The following is a 16,381-nucleotide window of genomic DNA, read 5'->3' as shown; positions in this document are numbered from 1 at the left end:
CGTCTTGCTGCAAAAGTGACTACTCGCCGTCGTCGCCGATGGAGCCGACAGGGCAGCCTTCGAGCGCTTCTTGGCACGCCTGATTCTCGTCATCGCTTACAGGCTGCTTGTAGACCACGTCGTGGCTGCCATCGTCCGAGAGCTTGAAGTTGTCGGGGGCGGCTGCTTCGCAGGCGCCACAGACGATGCAGGTATCATCGACGTAGTACTTGCCCGGGACGTTGTCCGGGAATGCTTGCGTCTTGTCAGCCATCTGGTCGGTCCCTTCTATGATTAGGTTGAAATAATCGGTGTTGAAAGCAGATCTCAATTATACAACCTAGGCCCTGAAATGCTATCCTTCGGTTAAAAATGCGTTACTTTCAAACGCCCGTCCTCTCGCTGTTTCAAGGAGGTCCTCATGTCGGCCACCCTCGCCCAAGCCGTCGACGCCCTGAACCCCGAGCTGATCGCACACCGGCGCGAGTTCCACCGCCACCCCGAGCTGGGCTTCCATGAGGTGCGCACCGCCGATCGCCTCGTCGAAATCCTCGAAGGATACGGCCTGACGGTCGAGAGGATGGTCAAGACCGGGGTCGTGGCCTGCATCAAGGGCGATCGCCCCGGCAAGACCCTGCTGTTGCGGGCCGACATCGACGCCCTGCCGCTCCAGGAGCTCTCCACCCACGACTACAAGTCCGAGCACGACGGGGTGATGCACGCCTGCGGCCATGACGCCCACATGGCCATTCTCCTGGGCGTCGCCAAGATCCTCAGCGAGCGCAAGCACGAGTTCTCGGGCACGGTCAAGCTGGTCTTCCAGCCGGCCGAAGAAGGCCCCGGCGGCGCCAAGCCCATGATCGAGGCCGGGGTGATGGAGAATCCCAAGGTGGATGCGGCCATCGGCCTCCACGTCTGGAACAACCAACCCGTGGGCACCGTCGGGACGCGCCCGGGCCCCGTCATGGCCAACACCGACGAGTTCTCGCTCGAGATCGTGGGCAAGGGCGGCCACGGAGCCATGCCGCACCTCTCGGTAGATGCGATCACCGTCGCCGGGCAGGTGATCGGCGCGCTGCAGACCATCGTCTCGCGCAATGTCTCCCCCCTCGACTCGGCAGTGGTGACCCTCGGCTCCATCCGGGGCGGCGAGCGCCACAACATCATCGCCCAGACCGTCCACCTCTCGGGCACGGTGCGCTCCTTCTCGCCGGCGGTGGGCAGCCTCCTGCCCCGGCGCATCGAAGAAGTGGTCGCGGGCGTCACCCGCGCCATGGGGGCGACCTATCATCTCCACTACCACCGGGTCTACCCTGCCACGGTCAACGACCCGGGCATGACCGAGCTGGTGCGCCAGGCTGCCATCAAGGTGGTGGGCGAGAGTCATGTGATCGAAGCCGAACCCAGCATGGGCGGCGAGGACATGGCCTACTTCCTGCAAGAAGTGCCCGGCTGCTACTTCTTCGTCGGGACGGCGAACCCCGAGAAGGGCCTGGACTATCCGCACCACCACCCGCGCTTCGACATCGACGAGGCGGGCCTCACCGTGGGCGTCAAGGTGATGCTGCAAGCGGTCTACGACTACCTGGCATAACTCTCGAAGGAGCAAGTCTCATGCAATCGAAAGCACTTACCCCCGAAGCCTACATCGAGAGCCTGCCCGAGGACCGCAGGGCGGCCCTGGAGCAGCTCCGGACAGTGCTGAAGGAAAACCTGCCGGCAGGGTTCGAAGAGGTCATGGGCTACGGGATGCTCGGCTACGTCGTGCCCCACTCGCTCTATCCCGCCGGCTATCACTGCGATCCCAAGCAGCCGCTCCCCTTCATCAACGTGGCCTCCCAGAAGAACCACATCGCGATCTACCACATGGGCCTCTACATGACGGGCGAGCTGCTCGATTGGTTCGTCGCGCAGTGGGAGACCGTGTCGCGCAAGAAGCTCGACATGGGCAAGAGCTGCATCCGCTTCAAGAAGCCTGAAGACATTCCCTACGGGCTGATCGGCGAGCTCGCCACCAAGCTGACGCCCGAGCAATGGATCGCAAGCTACGAGAAGGTTCTCAATCGCTAAAGGCTTCGGGCCTCAGCAGATGACTCGGCCGCCGTCGACCAGGAGCGTCTGGCCCGTCACGTAGGCCGAGTCGTCCGAGGCGAAGTATACCGCCGTTCGGGCGATGTCCTCGAGCTGGCCAAAGCGCTTGAGCGGGGTGCCCTGCTCGATGGCGTGGCGCTTCTCCGGGGAGAGATCAGCCTGGATGCGGGTGTCCACGTAGCCGGGGGCGATCGCGTTGACCCGCACCTTGGGAGCGAGCTCGCGGGCGAAGCACTTGGTCAGCGAGATGACGGCCGCCTTGGAGGCGGCGTAGTGCATGGAGCTCTCGGCCCCCTCCACCCCGCGCATGGACGAGATGTTGACGATGACCCCGCCCTGGCGAGCCATCATGCCGCGGGCGACCGCCTGAGAGACGAGGAAGACACCCTTGGCGTTGACGTCCATGACCCGGTCCCACATCTCGGGGGTGATGTCGAAGAGGCTCGCGCGCATGACGATGCCCGCGTTGTTGACGAGCCGGTCGATAGGGCCCAGGGCGGCCTCGGCCCGCTCGACCATGCGGCGGACCTCGTCGGGGTCGGACACGTCGGCCTGAAGCGCGATCGCCCGGCGCCCAAGAGAAGCGATCTCACTGACGACGGCTTCGGCGGCCTCGTGGTCGTGGGCGTAGTTGACCGCGACGTCGGCACCCTCTTCGGCGAAGGCCAAGGCAATTGCCCTGCCGATGCCGTGGCTTGCGCCGGTGACGAGGGCCGTGTGTCCCAGCAGTTTCATCGTGACTCCTCTTGGTGGCGGGCTGCTGCGCGCTGACGGATGCTTCTATTCGAGCGTATCATAGTCGAGATGATGCTCATTTCGCCTTACCGCAACAAGATCGTCCATCCCCTCGCCCTGCCCGCGCCCGCCGAGCGCCTGGCTCACCTGGCCGAGGCGGGCTACAACGTCGCGCGCCTGCCGAGTGCGGCCGTCTACCTCGACCTCCTGACCGACTCGGGGCAGGCCGCCATGAGCGATCGCCAGTTCAGCGCCATGGGCCGCGGTGACGAGGCCTACGCAGGCTCGCGCAGCTTCGCAGCACTCGCCGAGCGCGTAGAGGCGCTCTTCGGCCTGCAATTCACCGTGCCGGCCCACCAGGGCCGTGCTGCCGAGAACCTGCTCGCCCAGCACCTCCTGAGACCCGGCACCCGGGTGTTCGGCAACGCCCTACACTCGACCACCCGCCGGATCCTCGCCCACGCCGAGGCCCGCTTCCACGAAGTCGGCGTCGCCCACGCCTGGGATACCGCCTCGACCGACGCCTTCAAGGGCGACCTGGACCTGTCGCGCCTTTCGAGCACCCACGCCGAAGGCAACGAGCCGAGCGTCGTCTGGCTCGCCATGACGAGCGAACCCATCGGCGGTCAGGCCGTGAGCCTGGCCAACGTTCGGGCGGTCAGCGAATGGGCCCGCTCGCACGGCATCCCGGTCGTGGTCGATGCGAGCCGCCTGCATGAGAACGCCTGGCGCATCCGCTGCCACGAGGCGCCGGACCAGGACGCCGAGGCCATCGCCCGGCAGGTCGCCGCTTGCTGCGACTACCTCTACCTGAGCGGCAAGAAGGTGGGCCTCTCGACCGTGGGTGGCCTGGTCGCCACCGCCGATCGCGGGGCCATGGAGCGGCTACGGCGGCACTGCATCGTCTTCGAAGGGATGCCCTTCTACGGCGGAATGGCCGGGCGCGACATGGAAGCACTCGCCGTCGGCCTGGACGAGGCCTTCGACGACACGGCCCTCGCCCACCGCGCGGGCCTCATCGCGAGGATGGCCGAGCAGCTCACTGCCGCCGGCGTGCCCATCATCCAGCCGCCCGGGGGCCATGCGGTCTACCTCGACATGGATCGCTTCGCGCCTCACCTGGGCGCCACCGCCTCGGCCACGCTCACCGCCTGGCTCTACGCCATCGCCGGAGTGCGCGCAGCAGCCGTCGACACCCGTGACGCCCTGGGCGCGCCGCGCCGCCTGGTGCGCCTGGCCTTGCCCGCGCGTCGCTACGACGAAGCGCAGCTCGACTGGGTCGCAAAGGGGGTGGCGGCGCTCTACGCCCAGCAAGAGCAGTTGCCCGTCCTCTTGCAGACCGGGAAATTCGAGGGCCTGCCCCCGGGCGAGCCACGCTTTGAACCAAGCAGCGAAGCCTTCGAGGCCCCCTCGCCCCTTTCGGGCCCCATCACCCCGTACTACGCCAGGGTCGTCGAGCCAGCCGTGGCCCCGCCGCGCGCCCAGCGAGAAGCCGTCCTCGCCCAGGCCGGCTACAACCTGTACCTCTTGCCCGCCGATGCGGTTGGGATCGACGCCTTCACCGACAGCGGCACCAACGCCATGAGCGATCGCGCCTGGGGCGAGATGGTCGCCGCCGACGAGGCGTACCGGGGGACTGGGGCCTATTCGCGCTTCGCCGAGGCGGTGCGCGAGACCTACGGCTTCCCGTACGTCCTGCCCGCCCACCAGGGGCGCGGAGCCGAGGCCCTGCTCTCGGAAACCCTCATCCGGCCCGGTCGCGCCGTCGTCATCGGGAACCAACCCTTCACCACGACCCAGACCCACATCCTGCGCTGCGGTGGCCGGTTCGTGGACGTGACCGTCGAGGCGGCCTACCGGCCCGATGAGCGGCATCCCTTCAAGGGGGACGTGGACCTCGACAGGCTCGAAGCCGCCATCCATGCGCACGGCCCCGAGCGCATCGCCTACCTGAACCTCGGCGTGACGGTCAACGCCTCGGGCGGCCAGCCCGTACGGCTCGAGACCCTGCGCGCGATCAAGGCGATCGCCGAACGCCACGGTCTGCCCATCTACCTGGACGCCACGCGGGCCGTGGAGAACGCCTGGTTCATCCGCGAGCGCGAGGCCGGAATGAACGCGTATTCCGTCTCGGACCTCGTGCGCGAAATCGCAGCGTGCGCCGACGGCATCACCGTGAGCGCCAAGAAGGACCTGATGACGAACATCGGGGGCTTTCTCGCCCTGCGGGACCCTGCGGTGGCCGAGCGCGCCTGGAAGGTCTCCGAGCGCCTCGCGGGCCATCCGGCCTCGGGCGGGCTCGCCAACCGCGACCTGCTGGCCATGGCTTGCGGGCTCACGGAAATGCGAGATGATGCCACCGTCACGCACCGCATCCTCCAGGTGCGGGAGCTGGGCGAGCGCCTCTTGGCGGCGGGCCTCCCGGTGATCGCACCCATCGGGGGGCACGCGGTCTTCATCGACGCGGAGGCCTTCCTGCCGCACCTCGGCAAGGACGCGCATCCGGGCCATGCCCTCGCCGCGGCTCTCTACCTGGAGGCCGGCGTGCGTGGGATGATGGTCAAGGGCTCCTTCGAGGGACGCAAGGGAGTCGAGTTGCTGCGCATCGCTCTGGCGCGCAGGGTCTACGGCCCTTCTCACCTCGACGCCATCGCGCAAGCGCTCATCGCCCTGCACCGGCGCGCCGCGACCATCCCGGGCATGGTGGTCGAAAGCGAGCCCGCCGCCCTTAGGGCCACCCTCAGCCGCTTTCGCCCACTTCCCATTTCGTAGGAAAGTCGCCCATGGACTGGCAAACCCTCGTCACCCACGCCCACTCCCTCGGCTTCAGCGCCGTCGGCGTCTCGCCGGCCGAACCTTACCGCGGGGCCGAGGCCTACCGGCGCTGGATCGAGGCCGGCCACCACGCGGAGATGGCCTGGATGAGTCGCAACATGGAGCGCCGCAGCGACCCGCGCGAGGTCGTCCCCACCGCCGCTTCGGTCCTCTCGCTCTGGATGGCCTACGACCCCGGCCCCCTCGGCCCCATGCCCCAGGACGTCCCTCGGGGACGCGTCGCCCGCTACGCCCTCGGCCTGGACTACCACGACCTGATCCCCGAACGCCTGCGCGCGCTCTCCAGGCTGCTTGACGACCCGGTGGCGCGCGCCTACGTGGACACGGGGCCCGTCCTCGAGCGCTCGGCCGCCGAGCGCGCGGGCCTCGGCTGGATCGGCAAGAACGGCTGCGTCATCAGCCCCAAGCGCGGCTCCTACGGCTTCCTCGCCGAGATCATCACCGCCGTGCCCCTGCCGGTCGCCGAAGCCCCCCACCCGGTGCGCTGCGGCACCTGCACCCGGTGCATCCCCGCCTGTCCGACCGGCGCCATCGTCTCGCCCGGCGTCATCGACTCGAGGCGCTGCATCTCGTACCTGACCATCGAGCACCGCGGGCCGATCCCCCGCGAGCTTCGCCCCTTGATGGGCGAGTGGGTCTTCGGGTGCGACATCTGCCAGGAGGTCTGCCCCTGGAACCGTCACTCGGTCCAGGCCACCGAGCCCGCCTATTCCCCGAAGGCGGGGCGCGCTTATCCCGATCTGGTCGAGTTGCTCCTGCAGACCCAAGAGGAGTTCAGCGCCCGCTTCAAGGGCAGCCCCATCAAACGCACCAAGCGTCACGGCATGGCCCGCAACGCGGCGATCGCCCTCGGCAACCTCGGCCTGAGCTCGACCGTACCGGCCCTCGCTCAAGCGCTGCGCGAGGATCCCGATGCGACCGTGCGTGGCTCCAGCGCCTGGGCCCTCGGCCGCATCGGCGGCGACAGCGCCCGCGAGGCGCTCGAAGCGGCCCTCGAAACGGAAACGGACCCCTCGGTCATCGAGGAGGTCCGCTGGGCGCTGGAAACAATCGGGTGATCAGGCCTGCTCGGTGAGCGGGCGCGGGTCGGCCTCGTCGTGGGCGCCGACCGGGTGCCAGTACTGGATCAGGCTCTCGCCGCGGGTCCAGCAGAAGCAAACCGCCTGCCCGTTGTGCTCGGCCGGGATGTCGAGGGTCCCCTTGCGCAAGTCGCGCATCAGCACGCCGCTCCGAGCAAAGAGGCGCGTCCAGGCCTTCTCGCGCTCGGCCAGGTGCTCGCGGGTGGCGAACAGGTCGGCGGCGGCCTCGTCCCAGTCAGCCGAAAGCTCCGCCATGGAGAGCGGGGGCGCGCCATCCTGCCGGGCCTGGCGCATCCGCCACTCCCGCGACAGGAGGGTGTCGTTAGCTTCCTTGACGCTCAGGCGCAGCGGCTCGAGCTCCGCCTCAGCGGCGTCGAGACGCCGGCAGAGAGCGGGGATCATCGCATTGGCCTCTGCGAGACTGAAGCGCTTCAACCGTTTGGACCTCCATCTGCTCATCGAGGGCACCCGCCCGGCCGAAGGGCGGCCGGGATCTCGGCCGTTATCTTACACCAAGACCCCAAAGTGGTGCCAACCCTCGTACCCGGCGCGCTCTTGCCCCGCCCGGGCCGCCCGCCCTGTAACAAACCGCCTCTCCAGTGGTAAAATGGTCACGCGCCCTTAACAGTGAGGATCCTGTGACCGCATCGCCCGCCCCCATCGACACTCCCGCCCCGAACGTCTCGACCGTCTACGGTCCGGTGCGCTCGTGGCGCGTCGGCATGAGCCTCGGGATCGACCTGCTCTACACCACCAGCATCTGCTCCTTCCGCTGCATCTACTGCCAGCTCGGCAAGATCCAGGTGCCGACCATGGAACGCAAGGTCTACGTCTCGACCGAGCGGGTGCTCGAGGATCTGCGCGCGAGCAACTGGCAGGAGGCGGACATCGTCACCCTGTCGGGCAGCGGCGAGCCCACCCTCGCCGCCAACCTGGCCGAGGTGATCGACGGCATCCACGCCGCCACGGGCAAGCCCGTCATGGTCCTCACCAACTCCACCACCCTCAAGGACCCGCAGGTCCGCCGCGACCTGGCCAAGGCCGAGAAGGTCTTCTGCAAGCTCGACGCTGCCGACGATCGGACCCTCCAGATCATCGATCGCCCGGTCGAGGGGGTGACGGTCGCCTCCATCGTGGAAGGGATCCAGGCCCTGCGCGCCGAGTACAAGGGCTATCTGGCCATCCAGATGATGTTCATGCCGCAGAACCGCAAGGAGCTCGAAGCCTTCGCCGAGATCCTCAACCGGATCCGCCCGGACGAGGTCCAGCTCAACACCCCCACCCGCCCGGTGCCGCAGGGCTGGTTCATCGAGGCGCGCGGCAACTACGACGTCGCCCCCTATCCCGCCATTCCCCTCAAGCACCTCTCGCGCGACGAGGCCAAGGCCATCGAGGACGAGCTCGCACGCTTGACGGGGCTCAAGATCGTCTCGGTCTTCCGACCGGCCGACGACCAGCACTGATCGCCGCAGGAGGGCCCCTTGAACGAAGACATTTCGCTGGACTCGGTCATCTTCGACCTGCGCGACCCCGATCCGGCCGTTCGCTCCCAGGCGGCCATCGTGCTCGGCCTCTCCAACAACCCCATGGTCGTCGAGTACCTCATGCAGGTCCTCGCCTTCGACGACGAGCTACAAGTCAAGCGCAGCGCCGCCATCGGCCTCGGTAACCTGGGCCTGCCGAGCGGGATCCAGCCCCTCTTGCTCGCCATCCAGTCCAAGGACGCCGAGCTTCGGACCTTCGCCGCCGAGGCCCTCGCCAAGATCAAGGCCCCCGAGACGGTCGAGATCCTCATGATGGCGCTGCAGGGCGGCCCCACCATGCAGCTCGGCGCCATGGAGGCCCTCGCCATGATCGGCGATCCGCGCGCCCTCGGTGCGCTGGAGGCCATGGTGCCCGCCAGCGACCCCAAGCTCGAGGCCATGCGCCAGGCGGCCATGGCCACCCTCGGCACGGCGGATCAGCAGGCCCACCAGGCGCTCGTCACCCAGCTCTCCGCCCCCGACGCCGGCCTGCGCGCCCGCGCGGTGGACTCGCTGGCCGCCCGCGGCCCCGCCGAGTTCTCGCACGTCGTCCGGGCCCTGGAGGATGCCGATCCCTACGTGCGCGCCCGCGCCGCCCACGCCCTGGGGGGCTTCGCGGACTCCGGCGCCCTCGAGCCGCTCGCCCAGCGCCTGCGCGATCCCGACGCCCTGGTGCGCTCCGCCGCCGCGGAGGCCCTGGGCACCATCGGCGATCCCCGCGCCATCACCTGGCTCACCGAGACCATCGACGCCCTCGAGGACGACTCCTCACGGCGCGAGATGCTCGACGCCCTCGGAAAATTGACCAAGCAGGCCGTGAGGTAACTCACGGCCCTTTTTTTCGCATAGGGACTTGACGAGCGCCTTATTTCGACTATTGTCTAATTAGACAGTCAACGAAAAAGGAGCCCCCCATGACCCACGCCCCAGCGTCCCACGCCATGAACTGGAAACCCGTCGTCTGGTATCTCGGCATCGTCTTCGCCCTCACCTACGGCATGAACGCCTGGGTCTTCACCCAGGGCGGCCTTTCCAACCCGCAGGTCTTCACGATCAGCGCGGCCATCCAGATGCTCTTCCCCGCCATGGTCGCCATCATTTTCCGGCAGTTCGTGACCAAGGAAGGCTTCAAGCACAGCGGGCTGAAGCTCGGCAAGAAGCGCTACTACGCGATCGCCTTCGGCCTCATGCTCGGCTGGGTCGTCCTCGCCATCGGCCTCTCGGCCCTCACCCCCTGGCTCACGCTCGATTGGGGCCTGACCAAGGTCCAGGGCGTGATGAGCAAGATCGCCGAAAATGCGGGCAAGCCGATCGGCTTGCCGCCCGTCGCCTTCCTGGGCGCCGCGGCGCTGCAGGCGATCGTGCTTGGCCCCATCATCGGCCTTCCCGCGCTGTTCGGCGAGGAATACGGCTGGCGCGGCTACCTCCTGCCCAAGCTGCTGCCCCTCGGCACCACCAAGGCCCTGGTGCTGCACGGCGTCATCTGGGGGCTGTGGCACGCGCCGCTGATCGCCATGGGCTACAACTACCCCGGCCAGCCGGTGTTCGGCATCCTCTTGATGACCGCCTTCTGCATCCTCACCGGCGCGATCTTCGCCTGGCTCTACTACGCCTCGGGCAGCATCTGGGTGGCGAGCTACGCCCACGGAGTCCTCAACCAGAGCGTCTCGTACGCCCTGGCCCTCCTGGTGGTGTCTTACAACTCGCTGCTCGGTGGCACCCTCGGTTTGATCGGTATGGCCCTGCTCGCCCTCATCGTCTGGGGGCTGGCCCGGACCGGTCGCCTCGCCGTCATCGGCAACGCGCCCCTCAGCTAATCGACGAAAGGCGGCAACCATGACCATCGCCATCGAAACCGAAGACCTCGCCCTCTCGTTCGGGGACCTCAAGGCCGTGGACGGCCTGAGCTTCCAGGTCGAACAGGGAACGGTCTTCGGCGTCCTCGGCCCGAACGGCGCGGGCAAGACCACCACCGTTCGCCTCCTCAACGGCCTGCTTTCGCCCACCCGCGGCAAGAGCCGCGTGCTCGGGCTCGACCCGACCGTCGACGGCAGCCGCCTGCGCGCCCAGACGGGGGTGCTCACCGAGACGCCCTCGCTCTACGAGCGGCTGACGGCCCGCGAGAACCTCGAACTCGTGGGCGAGATGTACGGCGTGCCCCGGCGCGAGCTCGACGGCAGGGTCCGGCGCGCCCTCTCGCTGCTCGGCCTCGAAGACCGCGCCGACACCAAGGCGGGGGGCTTCAGCAAGGGCATGAAGCAGCGGCTTGCGATCGCCCGCACCCTCTTGCACGAGCCGGCCCTGCTCTTTCTCGACGAGCCGACCTCGGGCCTCGACCCCGAATCGGCCCAGCAGGTGATCGAGCTGATCGAGCAGTTGAGCCGCGAAGAAGGACGCACCGTCTTCCTGTGCACTCACCAGCTCCAGGAGGCAGAGCGCCTCTGCGACCGGGTGGCCCTCTTCAATCAGGGGCGCCTGCTCGCCGCGGGCACCGTCTCCGAGCTCGCCGAGCGCCTGGGCGAGGGGCACCGGCTCGAGATCGCCTTCTTCGCCCGGCCCCGCGAGGGGCTCCTCGAAGGTCTCAAGACGCTGCCGGGCGTCCTCGAAACGCGTCTGGCGGATCTGGTCCTGTCGGTACGCCTGGCGGACGCCCACTACGGCTCGGCGCTGGTCAGCGCCCTGGCGAGCCAAGGGGCCGAGATCCGCAGCGTCCAGGCTCACGAGGCCAGCCTCTCGGACATCTACTTCACCCTCCAGCGCCAAGAAAGGGAGGTGCGCGCATGAACTGGCAACGGATCCGGGCGATCGCCAAGAAGGACCTGCTCGAAGTCTCGCGAAACCGCGCGGCCATCGTGCCGTCGCTGGTGGTGCCCCTCGTCTTCGTGGTCGTGCTGCCCCTCATCATCATCTTCGCCACCGGCCACTCGGGCATGCAGACGGCCAAGACCGCCGAAACCGTCGCGATGCTGCGGCAGAACCTGCCCGCAACCGTGACGAGCGGCCTGGCGGGCATGAGCGACCACCAGGCCATGGTCCTGCTGATGCTCGGCTACATGATGGCGCCCATGTTCCTCGTCCTGCCGATGATGCTCGCCACCATCGTGGGGGCCGACTCCTTTGCCGGCGAGAAGGAGCGCAAGACCCTCGAGGCCCTGCTCTACACCCCTGCGACCGACGCGGAGCTCTTCATCGGGAAGACCCTTGCCGCCGTGGTCCCCGCCGTCTTGCTCGCCTGGGGCAGCTTCGCCGTCTACGCGCTGGTCGTCAACCTCGCCGGCTACGACCTCATGGGGCGCATCTGGTTCCCGACCGCCCAGTGGTGGCCCATGATGCTGTGGGTCACCCCCGCGATCGCCGTCATGGGCATGGCCGTCACCGTCCTGGTCTCGGCCAAGGTCAGCACCTTCATGGAGGCCAACCAGGCGGCAGGCATGCTGGTCTTCCTGGTGCTCGCGCTGGTGGCGGGCCAGGCGACCGGCGTGCTCTACCTCGGCACCTGGGTGGCGATCGCCCTCGGGACCGTCTTCTGGCTCGTGAACGTCGGCCTCGTGACGCTCGCCGTGCGCAAGTTCTCCCGCAGTGCGTTGCTGTCTCGGCGCTAAGTGCGGCCAAAACCGCGCGCCGCAATGCTATCCTGTTAGTAAGGGGGTCCTTCATGGCACTCAATGAGGTCTTCAAGGCGATCGCCGACCCGACACGGCGGCAGATCCTCGCGCTCTTGCGCGAGCGCCCCCTGAACGCCGGCGAGATCGCGGATCACTTCGCGCTCTCCAAGCCGTCCATCTCGCACCACCTCGCCCAGCTCAAGCAGGCGGATTTGATTTTCGGCGAGCGGGACGGCACGACCATCACCTATCACCTCAACCTGACCGTCTTCGAGGAGCTGGTCACGAGCGTGATGGACCTCTGGAAAGGAGAGCGCCATGCGCTGGACGCTCAAGACTGAATGGCTTTCCCTGTTGCTCGTCGGCGCAAGCGTGGCGCTTGCGGCCTACTACTGGCCGCAGTTGCCCGACCAGATCCCGACCCATTGGGGCCCCACGGGGGCCCCTGACCAGTGGGCCTCGAAGACCACCGGGGCCTTCATCGGCCCGCTGATGGGCGTCTTCTTCTACGTCTTGGTCTCGGCGCTGCCCTGGCTCGATCCGCGCGGGCGCCACGTGGCCCAGTCCCACGGCATTCTCGAAGTCATCAAGAACACCCTCTGCGCCTTCGCCCTGTTCATGACCTACCTGACCCTGTCGGCCTCCGTGTCGCCAGGCCAGCACCTGCCCATCGCCGGCCTGATGATCGGGCTGGGGCTCCTCTTCGTGGTGATCGGCAACTACCTGCCCAAGGTGCGCTCCAACTTCTTCATCGGGATCCGCACCCCCTGGACCCTCTCGAACGAAGAGGTCTGGTATCAGACCCACCGGCTGGGCGGCAAGCTGATGGTCGTCGCCGGGATCCTCGTCATCCTCTCGGCCTGGCTGCCGCAGCCGCAGCAGTTGGCCGTCCTGCTCGGTGCCATCGGCTTCAGCTCGCTTTACCCGATCCTCTTCTCGTACCGGCTCTACAAGCGACTCGCGACGAAATAAGCAAGGGGCGCTCGCGCCGAGAGTGAGCGCCCTCACACGGAGGCGCCGCCCGCCATCACTTGCGACGAAACCCTCGATCCCTCATCATAGCGGTGCACACCTTGCCCCACGAGAGGAGTATCGTCTAGATGTCGCAAGAGAAAACGCTGGAAGAGCTGCAGACCGAGCTTTTGGCTGCCCTGCAGCAGGACGAAGCCCTGAAGGCAGAATTCATCGCAAACCCGAACGACGTCGCCTCGCGCGTGCTGGGGGTCTCGATCCCCTCGTTCATCAAGCTGATGCCCATCGAGATTCCTGCCAATGCCATCCTCGTCCCCCTGCCCGCCAAAATGAGCGAGGACGAACTCTCGGACCTGGATCTCGAGCTGGTCGCCGGAGGCAAGGGTTCCGTGAAGTCGGTGATCAAGTCGATCGGCATGGGACTCAAGGTGGTCGGAAAGACGATTAGCAACGAGGCCAAGTCGATCTTCTAAAAAGCCCCGATGCGAAAGACGCCAGGCAAAATGCCTGGCGTCTTTCGCATCAGGATCAATCCTTCTGCTTTCGGAAGCTCTGGACCCACTGGTTGAACCAGGCGCCCGGCCCCTTGGGCAGGCTCGCTTCGTCGAGCCGGATCACGTCGAGGCCGAGCTCGTTGGCCAAGAGCTGGCGCATGTCCTCGCTGCGGGCGGGGATCCGGCCGCTGGTGATGTAGACCAGGTCGATCCGCTTGACCTTCTTGTACTCGGGCAGGACCTCGGCCAGGTTACCGGGCAGGACCTTGACCGACAGGATGAAGTCCCGCTCGGAGAAGAAGTCCTCGAGCTGCTGGGAGACCACGCGCTGCAGCGCCTCCGAGACCACCCCGTGGGTCATGCCCTTCTCCTCGGCGTGGAAGAGCACGATCTCGACCGGGTCGGGGCCGTGGATCTTGAGCAGGTAGCTGATGGTCGTCACCAGCCGCGCCGGGGTCGCCCCCGAAGTGCACAGGACGTAGACCGGCAGGTTCTCGGGCAGCTCTTCCATGTCGCGGAACTTGCCGAGGCCGATGCGCAGGTCGGGCAAGCGCACCATACGCCCCTCCACCTGGCCCAGGCGGTAGAAGACCATCACCAGCAAGACGATCAGGAAGAGCTGCACCCCCAGGTCCCGGGCGCTCTTGGCCGTCAAGAGCAGCACCAGCTCGGAGAAGAGCAGCAGGCTCCCGCCCGCCACCGCGGCCATGGGGACCGTCTTGCCCCTGAAGCAGGCCACCCACTTGGAGAGGTAGGGCGATCGCGCGATCTTGTGCGGCTGGTAGAGGCGTAGCAGCACCACGCCCAGGCAGTAGCTCACCATGACGGCGAGGAAGGCCATGCCGTAGACCTCGCCCAGCTCGTTCACGCTGCCGGGCAGGGCCATGAGCATCAGAAGGCAGATGGCCATGAAGGGCAGGGCCACGTAGGGGTAGCCCTGGAAGGCCCGAACCCGCTTGGTCCACTGGTGCAGGACGATGGGGGGCAGGTTGCCCTGCTTGCCCATGGTGGTCATCAGACCCGTGGCGCCCGCGTAAGCGGTGTTGACCGCCGCGAAGAGCGTCAGGCAGGCATCCACGACCAGCACGTAGAGCAGGGGCTTGCCGCCCAAGGAGAAGGCGAGGCCCGAGAGCATGTTGGCACTGTAGGTCTTGAGCTGCGCGTCATCCAGCAGCAGCATGCACAGCATGGAGCTGATCGGCGCCGTGAAGCTCACGAGCAGCACGATCGCAAGGTAGATCTTCTGGATGGCCTTCCAGGAGGGGGCCTCGAGCTCCTCGACGATCTGCGCGGCCGTCTCGAAGCCCGTGATCCCGAGGAACGCCGCCGCAAGGCCCAGCATGGCCTCGTGGGGGCCCAGGTGCATGACCCCCTGGCTGAGGCGCGACCAGTCGGCCCCCTGGGTGAAGACGACGAACAACCCCCAGAAGTCGATCACAATCAGCAAGAGGAAGTGGAAGGCCGCGATGCCGAAGACCAGCTTGGTCGATTCCTTGAGGCCGAACAGGTTGAGGAAGGCGAAGAAGACCACCGGGATCGCGGCGACCGCCGCCACCTGCCACGTGGGCCACGGGGCGTGCTGCCAGAGCGACGAGAGGTAGTAAGCACCCGACAGGGCGCTCACCACCGCGGTCGCCAGGTACGAGAGAATGGTCAGGCTGCCCACCACCAGGCCGGACCGGCGTCCGACCGTCTGCAGCAGCATGGTGTAGGCGCCGCCGTTGATGGGGGCGACCGCCGTCCCCTCCTGGTAGGTCGCCTTGAAGAGCCACATGGCCCCCACGACCAGCAGGATGAAGAAGGGAGCGGCGAAACCCACGTGCGGGAAGAGGATGCCCGTGCTGTAGAAGACCGAGGTCCCGATGTCCGCGCCCACCAGGCCGGCAGCGAGCCACCAGGTGATCTGGGCATGGGTCTTGGGCAGCGGCGCCGTGCCGCCGCGAGCCGGTTGAATCGTGGCCATGGCGCTATCCGATCAGCGTGGCGCGCAATTGGTCTTCGCGGCCCTGAAGGGTCATGGCGAAGATCTCGTCGCCCGGCTTGAGGGTCGTGTCCCCCTGCGGGATCATGGCCTCGCCGTCGCGCCAGATGGCCGTGAGGATGGCCCCTTCGGGGAAATCGAGCTTGCGGATGGGCACCCCCACCACCGGGCTGGTGGGCGGGATGACCACCTCGACCATGGCCATTCGGCCGTGCCAGGTGAAGAGGGTCGCGATGTCGTGCGGGACGATCTCGTACTCGATGGCCTTGGTCACCATGGCCGTGACGCTGATGATGAAGTCGACGCCGGCACGCTTGAAGAGCTCGGCGTTGCGCGGGTCGTTGACGCGCGCCAGGGTGCGCTTGACCCCGTACAGGTCCTTGGCCATCTTGCAGAGAACGTAGTTGTCCTGGTCGCGACCCGCGACCGCCACCACCACGTCGGCGCGCGCGATCTCGGCGCGCTGCAACAACTCGGGGTTGGTGGCATCACCCGCCAGGACGACGACCTCTTCGAACTCCTCGACGACCATGGCGCAGACCCGCTGGTCGCGCTCGATCAGAGCCACCTCGTGCCCCTGGCAGAGGAGGGTGCGGATCAGGTGCAGGCCGATCTTGCCGCCGCCTGCGATGAGAATGAACATGGCGTTACGCTTCCTTGCCCTTCAAGAGGCTCGTCTCGAGGGCGTTGGTCGCCTCGCTGATGGGGCTGATGACCTCGAACCCGTTGTTGCGGTAGGCCTCCACCAAGTGGGGCTGGTCGATGCGGACGATGACGTTATCGACGTTGAACATCAAGCGGGCCACATCGGCGGCCATCATGTTGGTGTTCTCGTCGCGGGCCACGCAGATGACCGCCTGGGCACGCTCGATGCCGGCTCGACGCAGGATGGCTTCGTCGATCTCCATGCCGGCGATCGTCTTGCCCTTGAAGTCACGGGGGAGGTTGAGGTGGAAGTTCTCGCGAAGATGGTCAAGGATCACGACGTCGTGGCCCTTGTTGGCCAGGCGAATGGCAAGGCTTGCGCCCAACCGGCCACAGCCGATGATCAGATACATGATGCGTCCTAAAAAATCGGGCGAAGACG

18 protein-coding genes are annotated in these 16,381 nt (G+C 67.2%); 12 read left to right on the top strand and 6 right to left on the bottom strand.

The genetic code is table 11. From position 1 onward, the window contains the following. Positions 1-19: 19 nt before the first annotated feature. Positions 20-253 (bottom strand): ferredoxin, encoded by a 234-nt coding sequence (locus J7643_01455; protein ID MBO9539240.1) that lies wholly within the window; start codon positions 251-253, stop codon positions 20-22. Positions 254-400: 147 nt separating this feature from the next. On the opposite strand from J7643_01455, the gene J7643_01450 reads away from it, so the two are divergent. Both J7643_01450 and J7643_01445 read left to right on the top strand, forming a co-directional pair. Beyond that, positions 401-1,573 (top strand): amidohydrolase, encoded by a 1,173-nt coding sequence (locus tag J7643_01450; protein MBO9539239.1) that lies wholly within the window; start codon positions 401-403, stop codon positions 1,571-1,573. A gap of 20 nt (positions 1,574-1,593) precedes the next feature. Next, positions 1,594-2,049 (top strand): DUF1801 domain-containing protein, encoded by a 456-nt coding sequence (locus tag J7643_01445; protein MBO9539238.1) that lies wholly within the window; start codon positions 1,594-1,596, stop codon positions 2,047-2,049. A 12-nt stretch (positions 2,050-2,061) separates the two neighbouring features. Here the strand turns inward: J7643_01445 and J7643_01440 are convergent, their stop codons facing one another. Beyond that, on the bottom strand, positions 2,062-2,805 hold the full coding sequence (locus tag J7643_01440) for a 3-oxoacyl-ACP reductase FabG (GenBank protein ID MBO9539237.1): 744 nt from the start codon (positions 2,803-2,805) through the stop codon (positions 2,062-2,064). A gap of 72 nt (positions 2,806-2,877) precedes the next feature. Between J7643_01440 and J7643_01435 the strand changes: the two genes are divergently transcribed. Together J7643_01435 and queG are read left to right on the top strand one after the other, a co-directional pair. Beyond that, on the top strand, positions 2,878-5,577 hold the full coding sequence (locus J7643_01435; protein MBO9539236.1) for a tryptophanase: 2,700 nt from the start codon (positions 2,878-2,880) through the stop codon (positions 5,575-5,577). 11 nt (positions 5,578-5,588) lie between these two features. Then, the gene (gene queG / locus J7643_01430) at positions 5,589-6,698 is read left to right on the top strand and encodes a tRNA epoxyqueuosine(34) reductase QueG (GenBank protein MBO9539235.1); all 1,110 of its coding nucleotides are present in this window, start codon (positions 5,589-5,591) and stop codon (positions 6,696-6,698) included. Here queG and J7643_01425 read toward each other — a convergent pair whose 3' ends face one another. Beyond that, positions 6,699-7,154: a DUF2203 family protein gene (locus J7643_01425; GenBank protein MBO9539234.1), complete on the bottom strand. Its 456-nt coding sequence runs from the start codon at positions 7,152-7,154 to the stop codon at positions 6,699-6,701. Between the two features lie 203 nt (positions 7,155-7,357). Between J7643_01425 and J7643_01420 the strand changes: the two genes are divergently transcribed. The 8 genes from J7643_01420 (at position 7,358) to J7643_01385 (ending at position 13,292) form a co-directional block, all read left to right on the top strand. Further along, positions 7,358-8,182, top strand: a complete 825-nt coding sequence (locus J7643_01420) for a radical SAM protein (protein ID MBO9539233.1) — start codon at positions 7,358-7,360, stop codon at positions 8,180-8,182. An 18-nt stretch (positions 8,183-8,200) separates the two neighbouring features. Continuing rightward, positions 8,201-9,067 carry a HEAT repeat domain-containing protein gene (locus J7643_01415; GenBank protein MBO9539232.1) on the top strand — a complete coding sequence of 289 codons (867 nt, stop codon included), beginning with the start codon at positions 8,201-8,203 and terminating at the stop codon, positions 9,065-9,067. Between the two features lie 89 nt (positions 9,068-9,156). Beyond that, positions 9,157-10,059, top strand: a complete 903-nt coding sequence (locus J7643_01410; protein ID MBO9539231.1) for a CPBP family intramembrane metalloprotease — start codon at positions 9,157-9,159, stop codon at positions 10,057-10,059. A gap of 19 nt (positions 10,060-10,078) precedes the next feature. After that, positions 10,079-11,026, top strand: a complete 948-nt coding sequence (locus tag J7643_01405) for an ABC transporter ATP-binding protein (protein ID MBO9539230.1) — start codon at positions 10,079-10,081, stop codon at positions 11,024-11,026. Continuing rightward, the gene (locus J7643_01400; GenBank protein ID MBO9539229.1) at positions 11,023-11,844 is read left to right on the top strand and encodes an ABC transporter permease subunit; all 822 of its coding nucleotides are present in this window, start codon (positions 11,023-11,025) and stop codon (positions 11,842-11,844) included. Before J7643_01405 ends, J7643_01400 begins: the two co-directional genes overlap by 4 nt. A gap of 53 nt (positions 11,845-11,897) precedes the next feature. Then, positions 11,898-12,188, top strand: a complete 291-nt coding sequence (locus J7643_01395; protein ID MBO9539228.1) for a winged helix-turn-helix transcriptional regulator — start codon at positions 11,898-11,900, stop codon at positions 12,186-12,188. Beyond that, positions 12,166-12,819: an SdpI family protein gene (locus tag J7643_01390; protein ID MBO9539227.1), complete on the top strand. Its 654-nt coding sequence runs from the start codon at positions 12,166-12,168 to the stop codon at positions 12,817-12,819. The genes J7643_01395 and J7643_01390 overlap by 23 nt, the downstream gene beginning before the upstream one ends. Positions 12,820-12,947: 128 nt before the next feature. Further along, entirely contained in the window at positions 12,948-13,292 is a 345-nt protein-coding gene (locus J7643_01385) for a hypothetical protein (GenBank protein ID MBO9539226.1), read from the top strand. Between the two features lie 55 nt (positions 13,293-13,347). Here the strand turns inward: J7643_01385 and J7643_01380 are convergent, their stop codons facing one another. From J7643_01380 to J7643_01370, 3 genes are read right to left on the bottom strand one after another with little or no spacing between them, the layout of a single operon-like run. Next, entirely contained in the window at positions 13,348-15,276 is a 1,929-nt protein-coding gene (locus J7643_01380) for an APC family permease (GenBank protein MBO9539225.1), read from the bottom strand. 4 nt (positions 15,277-15,280) lie between these two features. Beyond that, positions 15,281-15,937, bottom strand: a complete 657-nt coding sequence (locus tag J7643_01375; protein ID MBO9539224.1) for a TrkA family potassium uptake protein — start codon at positions 15,935-15,937, stop codon at positions 15,281-15,283. A gap of 4 nt (positions 15,938-15,941) precedes the next feature. After that, a complete protein-coding gene (locus J7643_01370) occupies positions 15,942-16,352 on the bottom strand; it encodes a TrkA family potassium uptake protein (GenBank protein MBO9539223.1) in 411 nt (136 codons plus the stop codon). Positions 16,353-16,381 lie beyond the last annotated feature (29 nt).

Source organism: bacterium, assembly GCA_017744355.1.
Taxonomy (GTDB): Bacteria; Cyanobacteriota; Sericytochromatia; order S15B-MN24; family UBA4093; genus JAGIBK01.
Note: the sequence above shows the minus strand (reverse complement) of the source record. Positions and strands in the feature narration are given on the sequence as shown.

Coding starts and splice junctions, on each gene's coding strand:
- J7643_01455 (MBO9539240.1), bottom strand. CDS start 253: ATGGCTGACAAGACGCAAGCATTCCCGGACAACGTCCCGGGCAAGTAC.
- J7643_01450 (MBO9539239.1), top strand. CDS start 401: ATGTCGGCCACCCTCGCCCAAGCCGTCGACGCCCTGAACCCCGAGCTG.
- J7643_01445 (MBO9539238.1), top strand. CDS start 1,594: ATGCAATCGAAAGCACTTACCCCCGAAGCCTACATCGAGAGCCTGCCC.
- J7643_01440 (MBO9539237.1), bottom strand. CDS start 2,805: ATGAAACTGCTGGGACACACGGCCCTCGTCACCGGCGCAAGCCACGGC.
- J7643_01435 (MBO9539236.1), top strand. CDS start 2,878: ATGCTCATTTCGCCTTACCGCAACAAGATCGTCCATCCCCTCGCCCTG.
- queG (MBO9539235.1), top strand. CDS start 5,589: ATGGACTGGCAAACCCTCGTCACCCACGCCCACTCCCTCGGCTTCAGC.
- J7643_01410 (MBO9539231.1), top strand. CDS start 9,157: ATGACCCACGCCCCAGCGTCCCACGCCATGAACTGGAAACCCGTCGTC.
- J7643_01405 (MBO9539230.1), top strand. CDS start 10,079: ATGACCATCGCCATCGAAACCGAAGACCTCGCCCTCTCGTTCGGGGAC.
- J7643_01400 (MBO9539229.1), top strand. CDS start 11,023: ATGAACTGGCAACGGATCCGGGCGATCGCCAAGAAGGACCTGCTCGAA.
- J7643_01395 (MBO9539228.1), top strand. CDS start 11,898: ATGGCACTCAATGAGGTCTTCAAGGCGATCGCCGACCCGACACGGCGG.
- J7643_01390 (MBO9539227.1), top strand. CDS start 12,166: ATGCGCTGGACGCTCAAGACTGAATGGCTTTCCCTGTTGCTCGTCGGC.
- J7643_01385 (MBO9539226.1), top strand. CDS start 12,948: ATGTCGCAAGAGAAAACGCTGGAAGAGCTGCAGACCGAGCTTTTGGCT.
- J7643_01380 (MBO9539225.1), bottom strand. CDS start 15,276: ATGGCCACGATTCAACCGGCTCGCGGCGGCACGGCGCCGCTGCCCAAG.
- J7643_01375 (MBO9539224.1), bottom strand. CDS start 15,937: ATGTTCATTCTCATCGCAGGCGGCGGCAAGATCGGCCTGCACCTGATC.
- J7643_01370 (MBO9539223.1), bottom strand. CDS start 16,352: ATGTATCTGATCATCGGCTGTGGCCGGTTGGGCGCAAGCCTTGCCATT.